Here is a 19,151-nt window from a genome sequence, read left to right as displayed (position 1 = left end):
CCGCCTAAACCCAAGCCTGTTAGTGACGATACTGTCTATGGCTTCAACTCCAATACTGGCGACTCCAATACAAGTTTGGGTGCCTACAGTAAAGCCCCATGGTTCTCTGTGCGCGACCAGTCTGGCAATGACACGTTCGATTTTTCGGGATTCAGACATAACCAGACCATAGACCTGCGGCCAGGCACCGCCTCCAGCGTTGGCGGCCAGACCCGCAATGTGACGATAGATAGGGATGTGATTATTGAAAATGCCATCGGCGGTTTCGGCAATGACCTCCTCATTGGCAACTCGGCGGATAACGTCCTGAAGGGCGGAGGTGGGGGGGATAATTTATGGGGTATAGGAGGGCGCAACACGTTCGCCTACGACAACGCGAGCGATTCGACTCTCCAGAGTTCAGATCTGATCATGGACTTTGTGAGTGGCAGGGACAAAATTGACCTGCGCGCAATGGCGAAGCGTTCGAATACAACATTGCGATGGGTGGAGGCCTTTACAGGGCGTATCGGCGATACCGTCGTGAGGCTCAACAAGCAAACAGGTCGATATTTTGTTGCAGTGGATCTTACCGGTAATCGGTGCACCGATTTTCTTGTAAAAAGCACGCGCCCGATCAAGCAGGCGGACATTATTGGCGTCAGTCCCCAAGCAGGCGAGAAACTTAGTTGAAGCAGGCTGTTGGGCTTTTTGAGCCATTGTCGATGTAGAGCCAGACTGTCTGAGCATCCGGCAAACTGCTGATCGGTTAAAGAAAGTGCCCTTATCGCAAGCTACGGGCATTTTTCTTACTCAAGCAGCGGGACCAGTTCACCGTTGTTCGAGCAGAACATGCCGGACCTCTACGAGCGCAATGAACAAACCGTTTTTCGCGTGGCGTATCGCTACTGCCACGACAACCCATTGCAGACCGGGAGCTTGCTCAATCTCAGCGGCAATATCGTCCAGGCGTGAGCTGGGCAAGCCGGTGTTGCCCGATGGGCAGTAGGTGCTCCGCCTGTCTACCCGGTAAAAGAATAGGGTACAGCGCGGGATATTTAATGGAATTAATCTCATTTGAGAGCCGCTCGCGCTGCCTAGGGTTCGCTGGCCATGACTGATGTTGTATCGCCAACGACCACCGCCGAACCCAGCCTGAGCGCCTTGCACCGCGACCAACGCATTTGGCTGGAAAACCGGCTGCGTCGGCGCCTTGGCAATGCCGATGATGGGATTTCTCGAGTGCGGGGGCGGGCTTGCCCGTTCCCATGTTTTTTGCGCTTTACCCAGCCTCTAGTCACTATGGCGTCTGATTTTCAATTTTATGGAGAAACTGTTTGCTGCGCTGTCGGGTGTTAGTGCGATAGACGTTTCAGTACTATCAGTCTTGGTCTAGGAGTCAGGCCAAGCAGGTGCTGCGTGTCATTGCCGACCCGTTGCAAGTCAGCGCGAGGGACCAATGAAAGTCTTGCGGGTCTCCAGTCGTTAGTCTAGATAAATAACAATATTTTTACGTGTAAAGTGCGCGTGCCTATAACTTGGGGTGGAGTTGGTTTTCCATTTTTGCGCCTAGTGAGTCATTAAGGGTGATGTAATGAATGTAAAAATATTTGCTTGCCTGTTGCTGGCGATATTGAGTCCTCTTGCGAGTGCTGCGTCTGGTGCAGAGACTTATCATAGTAAAAAACTTGTTGCAGTGGCTGACTTTGGCAGGTTAAGAGCTGTTGGGCTGGGTGTGTCCTCCGATAATCGTATCTTTACATCTTTCCCCAATCGAACCGAAGACTATAAATATTCTGTTGCAGAGGTGGTTGATGGGAAGTTGGTGCCTTATCCGAATGTCACTTGGAATGCGAGCGCTGGCGATGAGCGAAAGCGCTTCGTCAATGCGCAGGCATTGCATGTTGATGGCCACGATAACCTTTGGGTACTTGACTCAAAACCCGCGAGCGTACTGGTCGCCGAACGTGATTCCAAGCAAAGTGCGCAGGGATATTTCAAACTGGTAAAAATTAACCTTAAAACAAATAAGGTTGAGGCGGAGTATGATTTTAAGACACTTGATAAGCGACTTTCGAGTTTGAATGATGTGAACGTCGATATCGAAAAAAATCTGGCGTATCTTTCAGATCCAGGCCTGAAAGCCATTGTTGTACTCGACTTGAGCACGGGCATATCTCGCAGCGTATTAAGTAATAGCATTGCAACCCAGGCAGAACCAGGGTTGGTTCTCAGCTATGAGGGTCAGCAAATGCGCGACCTCAAGGGCGCTCCATTCAAATCTGATGTTAATGGCATCGCGCTGACCAAAGATAATCGCTACCTTTATTTTAAACCCATTAATAAGCTTAACCTCTATCGAATCGAGACTCGCTATTTAGCCGATACTCGACTGGATGGCACTGAATTGGCTTCCAAAGTCGAGGACCAAGGAGAAACGACGGTCAGCCATGGGTTGATAGCTGATGCACAAAACAATATCTATCTCACGTCCTCTTTGGATTACAGTATTAAGTACCAGGCACCTGGCGGGGGGCTGCATACACTGGTCCAGGATTCTCGTCTTATATGGCCAGATTCTCTAGGTATGGGCAGTGATGGTTATATGTATGTAACGGCCGCGCAATACCAAAGGGCTCCCTATTGGAGCGGTGGCAAAGATGCGACGGTTTATCCTTACCGGCTCTACAAGGTGAAATTACCCTGATGAAGCTGTCTCGTCGGGTAAGTGTTTCTTGGCAAAAAAATGCAGGAGTAGGAAACTAAAATGTCTGAAGTCAATACTGTCAGTCGTCGTCGCTACGATGCAATCAGTCGAGGGTTGCACTGGTTGATGGCGCTGTTGTTTTTATGGATTTATTGCTCGGCCACGGCGCATTATTTATCGTCGGACTCTGCATTGGATAAACTCCTTTGGCCTTATCACAAACCAGTGGGGCTTATACTGTTTGCTCTAATTGTCTTGCGTACGGGGTGGAGCTTGCGAAGCTATAAATTTCGCCCGAAAAGCCTGAATCTCGTTGCGTATATAGGGCACAAGGCACTCTATGCACTTATGTTTCTAATTCCTTTGGTTGGTTTGTTGCGCCAGTACGGTTCCGGCCGGGCGTTTTCCGCTTTTGGTTTACCGGTGATGGACGGGTTTGAAGGTGAAAAAATACAGTGGATGATTGACTTGGGCAGTGAGTTCCATAGTTTGCTGGGCTGGACGATGGCGGTATTGGTCCTAGGTCATATCGGTGCGGTGGTCCTGCATTACCGGCGTGGTGAATCACAAGTGCTGCGACGCATGATCGACTAACGGGGTTAGGCAAAAGCCTCGAGGAGGGCCGGCGGTCTACCCGGCAAAAAGAACATGGTGCAGCGCAGGGATATTAAATAGAATGAATCTCATTTGAGACTCACTCGCGCTGCCCAGGGTTCGCTTGCCATGAATGATGTTGTATCGCCAACGACCACCGCCGAGCCCAGCCTGAGCACCTTGTACCGCGACCATCGCAGTTGGCTGGAAAGCTGGCTGCGGCGGCGCCTGGGCAATGCCTGGGATGCCGCCGACCTGAGTCAGGATACGTTCCTGCGGGTGCTGGCCAGCGCCCAGCCGGTCGCGCAATTGCAGGAACCACGAGCCTATCTGGTGACGGTGGGCAAGCGTCTGCTGGTCAACTTCCATCAGCGCCGCAGCCTGGAGCAGGCCTATCTGAATGCCCTGGCGCGCTTGCCTGAAGAGTGCGTGCCATCGCCGGAGCAGCGCTGGCTGCTTTTGGAAACCCTGCAAGCCCTGGATGAATTGCTCGACGGCCTGGCGCCGGTGGTACGCCGGGCGTTTCTCTGGAGTCAGCTCGAAGGCCTGGGCTACCGTGAGATTGCCGAGCGTCTCAAGGTCTCGCAGCGTACGGTCAAGCGCTATATGGCCCAGGCCTATGAGCATTGCCTGCTGGTGGACCTGTGAGCCGTACCTCTGCGGATGTGGCGCGGGCAGCGGCGCAGTGGTTGGCGCTGCTGGAGTCGGGCACAGCCGGCGAGCGCGACTATGCGGACTTGCAGCAATGGCGCGACAGTCATCCCCAGCACGAACAGGTCTGGCAAAAAGCGCAGTTGTTGCGTCAGCGTTTTGCGCAATTGCCATCTTCCCTGGCCATGGCCAGCCTCGACCGCCCGCAAGCGGGGCGACGTGCCGTGCTCAAGCGCGCCCTGGGCGTGGCGGCGCTGGTGCCGGCGGCATGGCTGCTCAGTCGCCAGTTACCCCTCGACGTGTGGCGTGCCGACCTGCACACCGCCACCGGCGAGCGCAAACGCGTGCCGCTGGCCGATGGCAGCGCCCTGCAACTGAACACGGCCAGCGCGGTGGATGTGGACCTCGCGCGGCGGCGCCTGACCCTGGTCGATGGGGAGATGGCGTTGAGTGTGCCTGGCGCGGCGGCGTTGACGGTACATACCCGTTATGGCCAGGTTATCGCCAGCCAGGCCGAGGTCTGTGTGCGTCAGTTGGCGCACGGGTGTCTGGTGTCGGTGCTCAAGGGCCAGGTGCACGTACAAGATGGATCTGGGCGTAGCGCCCTGGTACACGACGGGCAACAACTACGCCTGCAGGCCTCGGGACTGGGGGCGCCGGTTCCGTTTGACGCGCTGCAATTGGGCTGGCGCGATGGAGTTCTGACGGCGCAGAACCAGGGGTTGGGCGACTTCCTGCGCGAGCTTGATCGCTATCGCCCGGGTGTCCTGCGCTGGGACCCGAGCCTGGAAGCCTTGCGCGTCACCGGCAGTTTCCGCCTGGACGACACCGACCGCATCCTCAGCCTGCTGGCCACCACCCATCGATTGCAGGTGCAGTTTCGCACGCGTTATTGGGTCACGCTGGCACCGCGCAAAACCCTGACCTGACTGCGCTTCACTGTGGGGGCGGGCTCAACATTGCCCTCTGTAGGAGCGAGCTTGTCTCCGGGCGGCGTTCCGACGAAAAACGCCAACGATAACGCGTGTTTCCTGGATGAACCCGGTGACTGCGAGTTTTTCGTCGGAACGCCGCCCGGAGACAAGCTCGCTCCTACAGGGTATTCCACAAGTTTTGGTAGAACGTGTCCCTTTTTTTCGGCTCGCCTGTCATCCAAGGCAAGTGAACGAAAACAGAGAGCCTTTTAATGCCCGTCGTCCCGCCATCGCTACTGCGCCTGAGTCTGGTCCTGAGCCTGAGTGCCAGCCCATTGTTTATTCCTGTGAGCTGGGCCGAGGACGCGGCCCGGCGCAGTTACCAGGTGCCCGCCGGCAGCCTGGGCGGCGCCTTGACCCGCTTTGCCGGGCTGGCCGGGGTCAATCTGTCGGTGGACCCGGCCCTGGTCAGCGGCCGCCAGAGCGCCGGTATCTCGGGTGAGTTTGCCGTCGAGGAAGGCTTCGCACGCCTGCTGCAAGGCTCGGACCTGCAATTGCGAGCGGTGGGTGAGCGCGCCTACACCTTGATCCCCGCGCCACAGGGCGGTGTTTATCAGTTGCCAGCCACCTCGATTCTGGGGGCCGCAAACACGCCTGTCGCCCAAACCTACGCCGGTGACCAAGTGACACGCCAAGGCGCCCAGGGCCTGTTGGGCGATAACGACTTTATGGAGACCCCATTCAACCTAACGTCCTACACCGCCAAGGCGGTGAAGAACCTGCAGGCGCGGACCCTCGGCGAAATGGTTGCCAGCGACCCTTCGGTGCGCATCACCAACCCCGCTGGCGGGCGTTTCGAGCAGTTTTCGGTGCGGGGTTTCAGCCTGTTCAACAGCGATGTGTCCTACGGCGGCCTCTACGGCGTGCTGCCGACCTACGCCATCGACATGGAAATGGTCGAGCGCGTCGATATCCTCAAGGGCCCCGGCGCCTTGCTCGGTGGTATAGCGCCGCGGGGCAGTATCGGTGGTGGGATCAATATCGAGCCCAAGCGCGCTGCCGATGCACCGCTTACCGAGTTCACCGGCAGCTATGCCTCGGCCGGGCAGTTCGGTGGCGCGGTGGACATCGGTCGGCGGTTTGGCGACGAGCAGCAGTTTGGCGTGCGTTTCAATGGCGTGAAGCAATCCGGCGACACCGAATGGGATCACCAGGAGGTCGACCGCGAAATGACCGTGATCGGCCTCGACTTTCGCAAGGAGCGGGTGCGCCTGTCCCTCGACCTCGGGCGCCAGGAACGCACCGCCGACGCGCCCCAGGAGCGCGTAGAAGTCGCCAGGGGCAGCGTAATGCCCAAGGCCCGCGACATTCGCGACAATTTCGCCCAGTCCTGGACGTACTCCCATACCAAGGACACCTTTGGCGCCGTGCGTGGCGAGTTTGATCTCAGCGATTCACTGATGGTCTACGCCGCCGCCGGTGCGCGCAAAGGCAACTACGACTTCCTGCGCCACGGCGTGCAGGCGACCCAGAGCAATGGCGACTTCACGGTAGTGCCGCGCAGCTTCCGCCGCGACGAAGACGTCAAGACCGCCACTGTGGGCGCGCGCAGTTGGTTCAATACCGGCCCTGTAGGGCACACGCTCAATGTCAGCCTCAACCAGTTCAACATGGATTTCGACAATGCCGGCGAGCGCTATACCCCCGGCAGGAGCAACCTCTACAACCCGGTGGTGTTGCCCCGTCCAGGCCAGGCGGTGCGCTGGGACACCAGCACCCACACCGAAAACCGCTTCACCAGCCTGGCCCTGGCCGACACCCTGGCCTTCTTCGATGAACGGGTACTGCTGACCCTGGGGGCACGCCTGCAAAAGGTCCAGGTCACGTCCTGGAGCAATGGCATCAAGGATCAGCCGGAGTACGACGAACAAGCGACCTCGCCGGCCCTGGGCCTGGTGGTGAAAGTCACCGATCAACTGTCCCTGTACACCAACTACATGGAAGGCCTGAGCCAGGGCGAGACTGCGCCGTCGAGCGGGGTGCGCAATGAAAACGCGATCTTCCCACCGACCAAGAGCAAGCAGGTGGAGGTTGGCGCCAAGTACGACATGGGCAGCTTTGGCATGACCGCCAGTGTGTTCCAGATCAAACAGCCGGCCTATGGCATCGACAACCAGGGCTTCTTCAAACCCAATGGCCAATTGCGCAACCAGGGCGTGGAACTGAACGTGTTTGGCGAACCCCTGGCCGGCGTGCGCCTGCTCGGCGGGGTGATGCTGCTCGACAGCGAACAGACCAAGACCGCCCAGGGCCTGACCGACGGCAAGCGCGGCACCGGTGCACCAGTGGCCAACGTCAACCTGGGTGCCGAATGGGATATCCCACGCCTGCAAGGCCTGACCCTGACCGCCCGCGCGATCCATACCGGCGCGCAGTACCTGGACGCGGCCAACCAGCAGAAGATCGACAATTGGGAACGCTACGACCTGGGGGCGCGCTACACCTTCAAGGTCAAGGAAAACCCAGTGACCCTGCGTGCGACTGTGGAGAACGTACTGAACACGACCTACTGGGCGTCGGCCGCCACCTCCAGCGACAGCGCGCCCGGCCTGACCCTGTCTACGCCGCGTACCTGGCTGGTGTCGGCAACAGTAGGTTTTTGACCAAACCCATGTAGGAGCCGGCAAACCGGCTCCTACAGGGCCTTGCATATGTCTATATGGAATAAATAAATAGTTATTTATTCCTTTTTGTTGGTGGTGTGAATGGCGCATTTTTGAAGGCCTGCGCATTCGTGCGGATTGACCCAACAGTGAAAGGAAAACCGACATGACCATCAAAGCGATCAACGTGCGCAACCAGTTCAAGGGCGTGATCAAGGAAATCCTGCTTGGCGAAGTGGTATCCGAGATCGACGTGCAAACCGCGTCCGGGATTGTCACCTCGGTGATCACCACCCGTTCGGTGCGTGATCTGGAGTTGAAAGTGGGCAGCGAAGTGATTGCCTTCGTCAAATCCACAGAGGTGTCCATCGCCAAGCTCTGATCAGCCGCCAGGGCCGCGCCTACAGGTTTTGCAGGCTGCGTTCCAGGCGTGAAATACCTTCTTCGAGCAACGCCCGCGGGCAGCCAAAGTTCAAGCGTACGAACTGTTGGCTGTCGTCGCCAAACTCTACGCCCGCACTCAAGCCTACCTTGGCCTGCTCGAGGAAAAACCGCTGTGGGTCTTCCAGGCCCAGGGCGCTGCAATCCAGCCAGGCCAGGTAGGTACCTTGAGGCGCATGCATGACCACGCCCGGCAGGCGTTTTTGCACGGCATCCAGCAGGTAGTCGCGGTTGCCTTGCAGGTACGTGACCAACGCCTCCAACCATTCCCCACATTGGCTATACGCCGCCCAAGTGGCTTCCAGGCCCAACGGGCTGACGCTATCGACCATGCCGCAGCGCGCCTTGTTGAAGCGTTCGCGGATGAGCGGATCCTGGACGATGGCAAAGCAGGTCTTCAGACCAGCGACGTTGTAGGCCTTGCTGGCCGACATCAGGGTGATGGTGCGTCGCGCGATCTCTGCACTCAACGAGGCGGTAGGGATATGCCGGCGCCCGTCGAAGCACAGCTCGGCGTGGATTTCATCGGAGACAATCAGCGCACCTGTATCCAGGCAGGCGTTGGCCACGGCCAGCAATTCCTCGCGGGCAAATACCTTGCCCAGGGGGTTGTGGGGGTTGCTCAACAGCAGCGCGCCGGCACCTTTCAAGGCCTGGCGCAAGGCGGGCAGGGGGGTGAGGTATTCGCCCTGATCGCTCAGTTCGAAGGGCACTTCGATCTTCGGCAGGTTCCAGTTGCCCGCCGCATGGCGCAGCGGCGCGTAGTTGGGAGTTTGCAAAACCACCGACTGGCCCGGTTGGACAAAGGCATGCAAGGCCATGTTGAAGCCCGGCTCGACACCCGGCAGGAACAGCAACTCATCGGGCTGTACCCGCCAGGCGTATTTGTGCCACAGGTCGTTGATAATCGCCTCGCGCACTGCTGGGCGGGCGACGCTGTAGCCGAGCATCTGCTGGTCCAGGCGCGCGTGCAGGGCTTTGAGAATCGCCGGCGGGGCGGCGATGTCCATGTCGGCAATCCACATGGGCAAGACGTCTTCGGGGTAGCGGCTCCACTTGGTGCTGCCGGTGCCGAGGCGAGGGTAAATCGTGTCGAAATCAAAGCTCATGGGGGCGCTCGTGTCAGGAAGGCGGGCGAACAATGGCGTCGATTCTAAGTCAGCCGGCCTGATAGGTCATCAATTGCTCCTCGCACAGGATGCGGATCGTGCGCCGTTGCACCTCGATCAGGCCGGCGTCTACCAGCCGATGCAGAATCCGCGAAAACGTCTCCGGCTGAATCCCCAGTTTGGAGGCCACCAGACGCTTGGGCACCTGCAGCACCACATCGCCGCTTGCCTGATCGCGCTCCTGGACCAGGAAGTTGATGACCCGGCGACTGGCATTGGCCAGGCTCAGGGTATCGATGTCCTTGAGACGTTGATGCAGGTGGAGGCTCATGGTGCCGAGGATTGCCAGGCAGATCTGCGGCTGGTCCTCCAGGGCCTTGCGGTAATGATGGCCCTCGATGCTTACCAGCACGCTGTCCTTGAGCGCCGTGGCACTCACCGGGTAGGCCTTGGCCTGGCTGAACAGCAGGGCTTCGGCAAAGGTCTGGCCAGGGCGAATGACTTCCACCAGATGCTCCTGGCCTTCACCGGTGACCCGGTGCAACTTGATCTGGCCACTGACCAACAGGAAAAACCGCTCGGCAGGATCGCCCTGATGCATCAAGGTCATGTGCCCGGGCAGGCGTTTGAGATTGGCCAGGGTGCAGACGTCCTGGAAGATTTTTTCCGGCAATGGGCTGAACAGATGATGCCGGCGCAGGGTTAAAACGATGGATGGGTGGGTCAGCATGGCGTACCTCCGCTCCCCCCCATGGTAGGGCGCAAGGCTTGCCGGGCCTATGCCTCGTTGGAGGTAGACCCGAGGAGGCAGTGATCGCGCAGCAGTGCCGAAAATGCATCCCGGGCCGGATGGCAGCCTGTGTTGGCATGCCAGTAAAACCGGTTGTCGATGCGTGTCAGTTCCGCGAACTCATGGCCTTGCCAGTTGGCGCCCTGACGATATTGCTCGTAGATCCCCCGTGGTACCAGCGCGGCGCCGCTGCCGGCGCTGACACAGCCGATAATCGTACCGTAGCTGGCGATGCTGACGATTGACGCGACTTGGCCGTGGCGTGACAACCACTGCTCCAGTGCCAGGCGATACGGGCAGCCGGTCGGCCACATAAACAGGGTCAGGCCCTGCAAGTCCGTCACAGCGCGCACCGGCCCCAGGGACTTGGGAGCGATCAGCACCAGGTCTTCGCTATACAGCAGCGTGCTTTCCAGCCCAGGGCGTTGCACATCCACGGCGACAATCGCCGCATCCAGCCGATGGTGCTGGATATCATCGAGCAACTGCGACCAGGTGCCGGTGCTCAACGCCAACGACACTTGGGGATACAGCGCGTGATAGCGCGCCAGCAACTGTGGCAAGCGCCCGGTTGCACTGGACTCGATAGCGCCGATGCGCAGCCGCCCATGGGGCGCACCACCGGGGGCGACGGCACGCCGGGAGGCTTCGGTCAGGTCGAGGATTTTCGTCGCGTATTCGATAAACACTTCGCCGGCGGGGCTGATCCGCAGGCCCCGGCCTTCGCGCAGGAACAGCGCGACCCCGAGCTCCTGCTCCAGGGACTTGAGCCTTGCTGTGATATTGGACGGCACGCAATGCAGCTTTGCGGCTGCGCGGGCAATGCTGCCCAGTTCGTAGACCGTCTTGAACATACGCAGTTGGGACAGTTCCATGGTTCACCTGAAGTGAAGAGTGGGCTCAGTTTAAGTCACTTTTTTCAGGGCTTGGGTTTTCTCATACTTTTGCCAGGCCGCGCCTGTGTGCTGCCACGTCCTTGAGAATGCTCATGCCCCACGCAAAAGTTGTCCTGGCGACCCTCTTCGTCATCCTCTGCTGGGCGTATTCGCCTGTCGGCATCCATATCGCTTTGCAGGCTTATGCGCCCGATAACCTGGCGTTGCTGCGGTTTTTGATCGCCTCCGTATTCATGGCCGGTGTGGCCTGGATAAAAGGTATTTCCCGGCCCCGACTGCGGGATTTGCCTTTGTTTGCGGTGCTGGGATTGTTTGCAGTGACGCTGCACCACATCGCCCTCAATTACGGCCAGCGCGGTGTGAGTGCCGGCGCTGCCAGCGTCCTGGCGCAATCCACACCATTGTTCAGTGCGTTACTTGCCAGCACGCTGTTCAGGGAGCGGATCAGCGCCTGGCAATGGTGCTGCGTGCTCGGCGGGCTGTTCGGCGCCGGGGGTGGTGGCGGTAGGGGATCGCGGCTGGGGCGAGCTGGATGGGCATGGGGTGTTGATCCTGCTGGCGGCGGCGTCCTGGAGCCTGTATTTCGCCCTGCAAAAGCGTTACTCACAGCGCTATGACGGACTGACAATGGTGTGTTTCACCCTCTGGTCAGGTACGGCGTTGCTGCTGGTGTATCTGCCAGGATTGCCGGGGGAGTTGGCCCAGGCTTCGGTCTCGGTGAACCTGGCAGTGCTGGTGCTCGGCATCTTTCCCAGTGCGCTGGCATACCTGGCCTGGGCTTATGTACTGACGCATAGCCAGGTCAGTCGGGCAGCGATTGCGCTTTATCTCATACCGCCGGTGGCGATGCTGATGGCATGGGTGATATTGGCGCAGCGGCCTTCGGTGATGGTGATCGTGGGGACGGTTATTGTTTTGGCGAGTGTGGGGGCGTTGACGGTGAAAGTGCGCTAATGCAACGCCAGAGCGCGCAGCTGCATTCCCCTGTAGAAGCTGACTTGCCAGCGATCACCATAGGTATCTACACAATTTTGCTGCAACGCCTTAATCCAGGCAGATAGGGCTGTTGTGGCGAGCGGGCTTGCCCTCGCGCTGGGCTGCGAAGCAGCCCCAATAAGCCCGCCGCGTTTCTTCAGATAAACCGCGATAGCCGGGTTTAGGGCGGCTTCGCCGCCCAGCGCGGGGCAAGCCCGCTCGCCACAGGTAATACACAATCAAACCCTACCCAGCCTGGCGTAAATGCTCCATCGCCCACACCGCAGCCTCCACCCGCGAGCGCAACCCCAGCTTGTGCAGCAGGTTCTTCACATGCACCTTCACCGTGCCCTCGGTAATCCCCAGCTTGTGCCCGATCACCTTATTGCTGTAACCCCCGGCGATGGTCTTCAACACCTGCCGCTCGCGCTCGGTTAGTTCAACCGCGGCGTGGGGCTGGGGTGAGCGCAGGGCCTGGGCCAGCACGCGCGTCAGGCCTGGGCTGATCACCAGGGCGCCGTGCAGGGCATCGCGGATGTACTGGATCAGCAGTTCCGGCTCCATGTCCTTGAGCAAATAACCGTTGGCATCCAGGCGCAGGGCGTCGCGGATGTCGTCTTCGGCGTCGGACACGGTAAACAGCAAGACCTTGCCGCCATAGGCCATGGCGCGCAGGCGGCGCAGGGTTTCCAGGCCGTTCATTTGCGGCATGTTGTTGTCCAGCAACACCAGGTCCGGTTGCAACGATTCGATCAGCCCCAGGGCTTCCTCACCATTGCCGGCTTCGCCCACCACGTGCAGGTCATCTTCCAGTTCGAGCATCTGGCGCATGCCGTGGCGCATCATCGGGTGGTCGTCGACGAGCAGGATACCGTGGCGGTGTGGGGTGTTCATGACAGGCTACCTTGTTGTAAAGACTGCCCGAGGAATTCCGGGCGAAACAGCAAATGTACCCGCGTGCCTTGGGGCTCGCGGGCCGAAATATCCAGTTGGCCGTGCAGGCTGCGGGCGCGCTCGTCCATGATGGTCAGGCCGTGGTGTTCGCGTTGGTCCACCGGCTCGCTGAAGCCGCGGCCGTCGTCTTCAATGCTCAAACTCACGGTTTCGCCGTGCTGGCGCAGTTGCAGCCAGGCGTTCTCGGCCGGGCCTTGGCCGATGTTTTTCAACACGATCTTGAAGCGCTGGCCGGCCGGCACCTTGAGCTGCGCCGGGTTGAAGTGGCCATCCTGCAGGGTCAACTCATAGGTCGGCAAGGGCGCTGCCAGGGCCGCGCCACCGGCCAGCAGGGTGAAAAAGGCGAGGGCGCGGCGCATTCAGTAGCCGCCTTTCTTGCCAATCCCGGCGTAGACGAATTCGTAGTGCACCTCGCAACGCTCGAACCAGGGTGCGACTCCGGTTTCCTTGTCGGTATGCCGGCCCAGTGAGCCATGGCCGCTGGGTGGCATCACGCTGAAAGTCAGCTGGTACTTGCCAGGGCCCAGCAGCTTGACGTTATCGCCGTAGTGCGGCCCGTCGTTGGCCACCATGGCGTGGAAATCACCGCTGATCGGGCTCGCACTGCCTTGCTTCTGCAGGCGGAACGATACGTGGAGGTAGGGCACGAAACTGCCTTCCTGGAAGCCCTGTTGATTGTCGGCGGTGGCGCGGATATCGGCCTCCAGATGCACATCCGAATCGGCGGTGGCGCGCATCATGCCCGGAGGAGCCATCTCGATCGGTTGCAGATAGACCGCGCCGACTTCCAGGCCGGGGCACATTTGTGGCTCGCCGATCGGGTACTCTTTGGCGACGGCCGCGCCAGTCGACAACAGCAGGGCCAGTGACAGCGTGAAGGGGATACGCATGGGTGCTTCCTGGCAGGGCAAATGAGAGTTCGAGTCTAGAAAGCTTTGCTGTAAATAATAATGATTCCTGTCAAGTTTCCAGGGCTATACCCGCAACCATTCTTGACGTTGGTCAAGGCTGTGGGCGGGCGGCGGCCTTAGGATCAAATCACCGCCCACTGCCGTGGAGCCTGCTCATGGCCAAGCCATTCCCGCTAAACCCCAAACACCCCGAACGTATCTGCTGGGGCTGTGATCGTTACTGTGCGACTACTTCACTGGCCTGCGGCAACGGTGCCGACCGCACCATGCATCCGGCTGAAATGATTGGTGAGGATTGGTACCTGCATGGGGATTGGGGGATTGAGTTACCGATTGCCACAGACAAGCTGCCAGAAGCTAGCTGACTGTGGGAAGTGGGCTTGTTGTGGTTGAGGGGCGGTTTGTGGCGAGGGGGCTTGTCCCCTGCTGGGCTGCGCAGCAGCCCCAATAGCACCACCGAGGTGTGTCAGTTAAACCGAGGGTGCAGGTTTTGGGGCTGCTGCGCAGCCCAGCGAGGGACAAGCCCCTCGCCACAACAAGCGCTCTCGCCACGGGTCTGAGCAGCCTTTGGTATTTTTTCTGAACCCTCGCGTTCACCCCTGGCCCTAAGGTGTATGACCTCAGGAGGTGAACCATGCAAATCGAATACGTCTGGATGATTTTGGCCACGCTGTTGGTGTTGGTGGAGTTGTGGGCGATCAAATGTGTACTGCGCAGTGACAGCCGAGCCGAAACCAAAATGCTGTGGGTTGTGGTGATTGTCTTTGTGCCGCTGCTGGGCATGATTCTGTGGGCGGTCACCGGGCCCAAGGCGATTGCCAAGGAAAAGGCGGGCGTGATCCGGTGAGCCATCAGCGTAAAAAAACCGTTTAAATGCAAAAAGAGTTGTCCACGAAAACCGTGGGTATCTCTGTGGATAACCTTGCGTGGCCCCGGCAGCACTGGCGATTCGACCTGCGATCAATATTTGATCAGGAACCTTTGCAAGCCTTTTGGCGCGCGGCTTGCGCTTGACACGCGTCGCTCCAACCGGTGCCGGATTCAGCGCTCTACAGCAAACCCTGGAGTGCCTGGCGATAGCTGCGGCCGCCCAGGCTCAGGCTGTTGTTGTGACTGGCCCCCGGTACCAAGAGCAAGTGCTTGGGTTCTTGCGCGGCATCAAACAATTGTTGGCTGAAACGCGGTGGCACGTAGCGGTCATCCAGGCCATGCACCACCAGCAAGGGCATGTGGATATCGGCGATCTTGTCGATGGAGTCAAACTTCTGTGACAGCAACCAACGCACCGGCAGCGAGGTGTTGGCCACCGCCGCCGCGACATCGGCCAGGGAGGTAAAGGTGGACTCGATCACCAGGCCACGCACCGGTGGGGGGCCGTTGTTCGGCGGCGGCCTGCTGGCCCAGTTCGGCGGCCAGGTCGATGGCCACGGCGCCGCCCAGGGAGTGGCCGTAGATCAGGCGCTTGTTCGGGTCGGGTTGCAGCAGTTGGAAGCGCTCCCAGGCCACCCGCGCATCTTCGTAGACACTGGACTCTGATGGCAGGTCGCCCCGGCTTTGGCCAAACCCTCGATAGTCGATGGCCAGCACCGAGTAGCCCTGGGCATGCAATTGCTCGATGCGAAACAGTTGGCCGGTAAGGTTCCAGCGCACGCCGTGCAGGTAGAGGATCGCCGGCGCGTCCTTTTTCGCCGCCGGCCACCACCAGCCATGCAGGCTCTGCCCGGACTTGAAGCTGGCCGGCTTGAGCTCGAACTCCTGCACATCCCTGGGCAGGCCGCGATACCAACTGGCCGTGCCGGGCTCGATACGAAACACCAGCTCTCGCTCCTTGTGCTGCAACACATTGCACCCCACCGGCAGGCCGAGGATCAGTAGCGCCATGCACAGGAGGGGCAGCCAGCGTAGACGCAAGCGTGAGAGAAAACGTGAGGACATGGAGGTTCCAGGACAGGAGCAAAGCAGGTTTTTTACCAGATGCCTTGCCAGTGAAGGGAATATTCAGACCGCCGTCAGGGGGCGATTGCTTGCAAAGTGTTACAGGCCGTTTGTACGCGGTTGCGCCCCTGATCCTTGGCGCGATACAGCGCCTGGTCCGCCTGGGACAGCAGCCGCGACAGGTCGTGGCACGCGGCGGTGCTGGTCACCACCCCGATACTCACACTGAGGAAACCCGGGGCCAGCAGGTCCAGCTCGGCGAACCGCTGGCGGATACGTTCGGCCACCTGCACGGCGCCTCGTTCATCGGTATCGGCCAGCAGACAGGCAAACTCTTCGCCGCCGATGCGCGCAAACAGATCATGCTTGCGCAAGATCGACGAGGTCAGTTGGCTAAAGGCAATCAACGCTTGGTCGCCCATGGGGTGACCGAAACTGTCGTTAAGACGCTTGAAGTAGTCGAGGTCACACAGCAGCAATGTCACCGGCTTGCCGCGTCGCTGACTGTCAGCAAGCAGTTGCTCTCCGTGCAGCATGAACGCCCGGCGATTGCCAATGCCGGTCAACACATCGCTGAATGCGGCAGCCTTGAAGTTGAGTTCAGCGCGCTCCTTGACCATCGCCAGGGTGACGTAGGCGATGCCGATCGCGTACAGCATCGATTCGAACAACATGAACGAAAACAGCTGCACTCCGTCGTGCATCACTGCGTTCGGGTTCTTGACCTGCATACCTGGATCGACCACGGCGCGCACGCAGTAAAACGTCGTATGAAAGAGCATCAACACCATTGCTGGCAGATAGGCCACTTCCAGCTGTCGGCGATGGCGCCACAACTCCAACGCCGACAGCACGCCGTAGCTGGCGGCCACCAGCGAGTACAGGGTTACCCGGCTGGACATCGAGCCATAGAATTGCGGCACCAGGCACATCAACAGCCACAGCGCGGGGCCTGCGAGGATACCCGGCAGGTGTGGCTTGCCGTGGACGAACAGGCGCATGGCTGTCCAGTTCATGGCGGCACTGAGCAACAGCACCACATTGCCCAGCACCAGCGCGACAAAATCCATGCCCACGCCGCGCACCACGATCAATGCAGTACCGAGGGACGCCAGCAATAGCATCACCCCCAGATAGCCCAGGGTAGGCTCCCGCACGCGATGCCAGGCGTGGACGGTAAGCAGGCCCATCAGGCAGAAAACGAAGACCGCGACCATCAAGAGCGTCGGTATGTGCAGCATCATGTCCTTGACCCCGCAAGATGCACTGTCGAGATAACCCCGTCAGACACCCGCCAAAGCGGTCATCCGGTGCAGAAAGGGCGCAATTGTAGCCGGATAATGCCTATCAATGCTGGCCTAAGGACAGCTTGACGCTAGCCAGACGTCCCCGACATGCTGCGCCCCCTGCGACCAAAAGGACCTGCCATGGACAACAGCCCCGTACGCATCACTTCCGAAGAGCTGCTCTCGGACAACTGGTACCTGCTGAAAAAGTACCGCTTTGACCTGCGTCGCCGCGATGGCAGTTGGCAAGCTCAGACGCGGGAGGTGTATGACCGTGGCAACGGAGCGACCATCCTGCTGTACAACACCTTGCAGCGCACGGTGTTGCTGATTCGCCAGTTCCGTATGCCGACTTTCGTCAATGGCCATGATGGCTACCTGATCGAAACCGCGGCAGGCCTGCTGGACAACGCCAGCCCCGAGGAACGTATCCGTCTGGAAACCGAGGAAGAGACTGGCTACCGCATCGGCCCTATCGAAAAAATCTACTCGGCGTTCATGAGCCCCGGATCGGTGACCGAACGCATTCATTTCTTTATCGGTGAGTATCAACCCGGCGACCGCGTGAGCGAGGGCGGTGGGCTGGCGGAGGAAGGCGAGGATATCGACGTGCTGGAGCTGGGCTTCGACGAGGCTATCGCCATGGTTGCGCGCGGTGAGATTGTCGACGGCAAGACCATCATGCTCCTGCAATACCTGGAGCTGCGGTTGCTCAAGGCAGCCCTGGCTGGAATGTAGGAGCGGTTCCTACAGGGGCATTTTCTTCAATACCCATGGGCTACAGGAACGTAGCGTACAGGCCCTGTCCCCCTGTGATTACAAAAAGGAAGTGCAATGAGTTTGATCATGTCCATGGCCGCCTTCGCCCTGGCGACCTCTATCACCCCCGGCCCCGTCAATATCGTCGCCCTCGGCTCGGGGGCGCGCTTTGGTTTTGTGGCCAGCCAGAAACACGTGGCGGGCGCGGCGCTGGGGTTCACGTTGTTGCTGGTGTTGATCGGCCTGGGCTTGCACGAATTACTGATGCGCTGGCCGGTCCTGACCCAGGGCATCCAGTGGGGCGGGGTCGTATTCCTGCTGTACATGGCCTACAAGCTGGCGATCGATGACGGCCGGTTGAATGCACAAGATGCGGCCGTTGCGCCGTCGATGCTGTATGGCGCGGTCATGCAGTGGCTCAACCCCAAGGCCTGGCTGGCATGTGTCGCCGGTATGGGCCTGTTTGCGGCCGACGGCGAAGCCACGCGGGTCTGGCAACTGGCGGCGGTGTACCTGGTGATTTGCTATTTGTCGGTGGCGTGTTGGTCGTATGTGGGCACGTTTTTTCGGCGTTACCTGAGCAATGCGCGGGGCATGCGCCTGTTCAACCGGGCCATGGCGCTGTTGCTGGTGATCAGTGTGGCGTACCTGTTGCTGGGCTGATTCAGCCGCGATATTGCCCCGGTGTGGCTGCCAGGTGCTGCTTGAACGTGCGCTGGAAATGCGCCTGGTCGGCAAACCCTGCGGCCAGTGCCACATCGGCGATCAACTGGCCGCTGCGCAGTTGCTGGCGGGCAAACTGGATCCGCTGGTTGACCAGGAAGGCATGGGGCGTCATGCCGTAATACTGCTTGAATGCGCGGATCAGGTACGACGGCGACAATTGCGCGGCCTGGCAAATATCTTCGAGCTTCAGCGCCTCGGTGCACTGTTCGCGGATGTACTCGGCGGCGCGCTCCAGCTTGTGATTGACCTCCCGTACCACGGTTGCCGCAGGGTTCAGGCGCAATTGCACGTCACTGAAAAAACTCACCACGGCGCTGTGTTTATGCAGGTGTTCGGCCTGTTCGTCGATCAGCACGGCGTACAGTTCGAGCAGGCCGGCAAACAGCTGCGGATCATCGGTATGGGTGGTGCTGAAACGGCGAAAGTCCAACTCGCTGGCAAACCCCAACTGGTGTTGCAGGTCGGTCAGCCAGGGCGTGTCAATGTAGAGCATGTGATACGACCAGGGCTGGTCGTCGATAGGGTTGCAGGCGTGCACGTCGCCGGGGTTCATCAGCACCACGGTGCCGGCGTGGATATGGAAGGTGTCTGCGCCATGGATATACAGGCTCTGCCCGGCGGTGATCGCGCCAATCGAGAAATGGTCGTGGGCATGCCGGGTATAACAGACCTTGCGCCCATCATCGATGGTACGCGCTTCGATAAACGGCAGGCTGGCATCACGCCAGAAGCGCGGGGCGGCCAGGTCGGGCAGCGACATGATGGCAATCTCCAATGGGCCTTGTAGGGCCTCGATGATTACACATAAATACGCCGCCGACCTTATGTAGGCGCCGGCAAGCCGGCTCCTACGTTTGTGTT

At 59.7% G+C, this 19,151-nt stretch carries 18 protein-coding genes and 5 pseudogenes; 13 read left to right on the top strand and 10 right to left on the bottom strand.

What is annotated here, in order from left to right:
- Positions 1-75: 75 nt before the first annotated feature.
- From JTY93_RS14130 to JTY93_RS14095, 8 genes and pseudogenes are all read left to right on the top strand, one after another.
- Positions 76-672 (top strand): M10 family metallopeptidase C-terminal domain-containing protein, encoded by a 597-nt coding sequence (locus JTY93_RS14130; RefSeq protein WP_240344634.1) that lies wholly within the window; start codon positions 76-78, stop codon positions 670-672.
- 144 nt (positions 673-816) lie between these two features.
- Positions 817-954 (top strand): annotated as a pseudogene (locus JTY93_RS14125) (AAA family ATPase); the annotation flags it as partial.
- A 619-nt stretch (positions 955-1,573) separates the two neighbouring features.
- Entirely contained in the window at positions 1,574-2,686 is a 1,113-nt protein-coding gene (locus JTY93_RS14120; RefSeq protein ID WP_205480101.1) for an L-dopachrome tautomerase-related protein, read from the top strand.
- 60 nt (positions 2,687-2,746) lie between these two features.
- Positions 2,747-3,280, top strand: a complete 534-nt coding sequence (locus JTY93_RS14115; RefSeq protein ID WP_205480103.1) for a cytochrome b — start codon at positions 2,747-2,749, stop codon at positions 3,278-3,280.
- A gap of 129 nt (positions 3,281-3,409) precedes the next feature.
- A complete protein-coding gene (locus JTY93_RS14110) occupies positions 3,410-3,928 on the top strand; it encodes a sigma-70 family RNA polymerase sigma factor (RefSeq protein WP_205480105.1) in 519 nt (172 codons plus the stop codon).
- The gene (locus tag JTY93_RS14105) at positions 3,925-4,860 is read left to right on the top strand and encodes a FecR domain-containing protein (RefSeq protein WP_205480107.1); all 936 of its coding nucleotides are present in this window, start codon (positions 3,925-3,927) and stop codon (positions 4,858-4,860) included. The genes JTY93_RS14110 and JTY93_RS14105 overlap by 4 nt, the downstream gene beginning before the upstream one ends.
- 257 nt (positions 4,861-5,117) lie before the next feature.
- Positions 5,118-7,508, top strand: a complete 2,391-nt coding sequence (locus JTY93_RS14100) for a TonB-dependent receptor (protein WP_205480110.1) — start codon at positions 5,118-5,120, stop codon at positions 7,506-7,508.
- Between the two features lie 166 nt (positions 7,509-7,674).
- Positions 7,675-7,890 carry a TOBE domain-containing protein gene (locus tag JTY93_RS14095; protein ID WP_003173733.1) on the top strand — a complete coding sequence of 72 codons (216 nt, stop codon included), beginning with the start codon at positions 7,675-7,677 and terminating at the stop codon, positions 7,888-7,890.
- Between the two features lie 19 nt (positions 7,891-7,909).
- Here JTY93_RS14095 and JTY93_RS14090 read toward each other — a convergent pair whose 3' ends face one another.
- Genes JTY93_RS14090 through JTY93_RS14080 form a run of 3 tightly spaced genes read right to left on the bottom strand, consistent with a single transcriptional unit; the run spans position 7,910 to position 10,723 of the window.
- Positions 7,910-9,058 carry a MalY/PatB family protein gene (locus JTY93_RS14090; protein WP_205480120.1) on the bottom strand — a complete coding sequence of 383 codons (1,149 nt, stop codon included), beginning with the start codon at positions 9,056-9,058 and terminating at the stop codon, positions 7,910-7,912.
- A gap of 49 nt (positions 9,059-9,107) precedes the next feature.
- The gene (locus JTY93_RS14085; protein ID WP_205480122.1) at positions 9,108-9,788 is read right to left on the bottom strand and encodes a Crp/Fnr family transcriptional regulator; all 681 of its coding nucleotides are present in this window, start codon (positions 9,786-9,788) and stop codon (positions 9,108-9,110) included.
- 47 nt (positions 9,789-9,835) lie between these two features.
- Positions 9,836-10,723 carry a LysR family transcriptional regulator gene (locus JTY93_RS14080; protein ID WP_205480124.1) on the bottom strand — a complete coding sequence of 296 codons (888 nt, stop codon included), beginning with the start codon at positions 10,721-10,723 and terminating at the stop codon, positions 9,836-9,838.
- A gap of 107 nt (positions 10,724-10,830) precedes the next feature.
- Here JTY93_RS14080 and JTY93_RS14075 point away from each other — a divergent pair.
- A pseudogene (locus JTY93_RS14075) lies at positions 10,831-11,698 on the top strand (DMT family transporter).
- A 267-nt stretch (positions 11,699-11,965) separates the two neighbouring features.
- Here JTY93_RS14075 and narL read toward each other — a convergent pair.
- The 4 genes and pseudogenes from narL to JTY93_RS14055 all read right to left on the bottom strand — a co-directional run bounded on the left by narL (position 11,966) and on the right by JTY93_RS14055 (position 13,563).
- Positions 11,966-12,613, bottom strand: a complete 648-nt coding sequence (gene narL / locus JTY93_RS14070; protein WP_029291304.1) for a two-component system response regulator NarL — start codon at positions 12,611-12,613, stop codon at positions 11,966-11,968.
- Positions 12,610-12,861 (bottom strand): annotated as a pseudogene (locus JTY93_RS14065) (ATP-binding protein); the annotation flags it as partial. The pseudogene JTY93_RS14065 and the gene narL, both read right to left, overlap by 4 nt.
- Positions 12,856-13,032, bottom strand: a pseudogene (locus tag JTY93_RS14060) (cupredoxin domain-containing protein); the annotation flags it as partial. The pseudogenes JTY93_RS14060 and JTY93_RS14065, both read right to left, overlap by 6 nt.
- The gene (locus JTY93_RS14055; protein ID WP_205477074.1) at positions 13,033-13,563 is read right to left on the bottom strand and encodes an iron transporter; all 531 of its coding nucleotides are present in this window, start codon (positions 13,561-13,563) and stop codon (positions 13,033-13,035) included.
- Positions 13,564-13,739: 176 nt separating this feature from the next.
- Between JTY93_RS14055 and JTY93_RS14050 the strand changes: the two genes are divergently transcribed.
- Positions 13,740-13,949: a DUF3079 domain-containing protein gene (locus tag JTY93_RS14050; protein ID WP_205477073.1), complete on the top strand. Its 210-nt coding sequence runs from the start codon at positions 13,740-13,742 to the stop codon at positions 13,947-13,949.
- A gap of 269 nt (positions 13,950-14,218) precedes the next feature.
- The gene (locus JTY93_RS14045) at positions 14,219-14,431 is read left to right on the top strand and encodes a PLD nuclease N-terminal domain-containing protein (RefSeq protein WP_205477072.1); all 213 of its coding nucleotides are present in this window, start codon (positions 14,219-14,221) and stop codon (positions 14,429-14,431) included.
- Between the two features lie 202 nt (positions 14,432-14,633).
- On the opposite strand, the pseudogene JTY93_RS14040 reads toward JTY93_RS14045, so the two are convergent.
- Both JTY93_RS14040 and JTY93_RS14035 read right to left on the bottom strand, forming a co-directional pair.
- Positions 14,634-15,519 (bottom strand): annotated as a pseudogene (locus JTY93_RS14040) (alpha/beta hydrolase).
- 74 nt (positions 15,520-15,593) lie between these two features.
- Positions 15,594-16,763 carry a GGDEF domain-containing protein gene (locus JTY93_RS14035; protein ID WP_205477070.1) on the bottom strand — a complete coding sequence of 390 codons (1,170 nt, stop codon included), beginning with the start codon at positions 16,761-16,763 and terminating at the stop codon, positions 15,594-15,596.
- A gap of 183 nt (positions 16,764-16,946) precedes the next feature.
- On the opposite strand from JTY93_RS14035, the gene JTY93_RS14030 reads away from it, so the two are divergent.
- Both JTY93_RS14030 and JTY93_RS14025 read left to right on the top strand, forming a co-directional pair.
- Positions 16,947-17,543, top strand: coding sequence for an NUDIX hydrolase (locus JTY93_RS14030; protein WP_205477069.1), 597 nt, complete (start codon positions 16,947-16,949; stop codon positions 17,541-17,543).
- A 96-nt stretch (positions 17,544-17,639) separates the two neighbouring features.
- Complete coding sequence (locus JTY93_RS14025; RefSeq protein ID WP_169997791.1) at positions 17,640-18,227, top strand: LysE family translocator; 588 nt, start codon at positions 17,640-17,642, stop codon at positions 18,225-18,227.
- Between the two features lies 1 nt (position 18,228).
- Here the strand turns inward: JTY93_RS14025 and JTY93_RS14020 are convergent, their stop codons facing one another.
- Positions 18,229-19,050 (bottom strand): AraC family transcriptional regulator, encoded by an 822-nt coding sequence (locus tag JTY93_RS14020; protein WP_205477068.1) that lies wholly within the window; start codon positions 19,048-19,050, stop codon positions 18,229-18,231.
- Positions 19,051-19,151: the final 101 nt, after the last annotated feature.

Source organism: Pseudomonas hygromyciniae (assembly GCF_016925675.1).
GTDB lineage: Bacteria > Pseudomonadota > Gammaproteobacteria > Pseudomonadales > Pseudomonadaceae > Aquipseudomonas > Aquipseudomonas hygromyciniae.
Note: the sequence above shows the minus strand (reverse complement) of the source record. Positions and strands in the feature narration are given on the sequence as shown.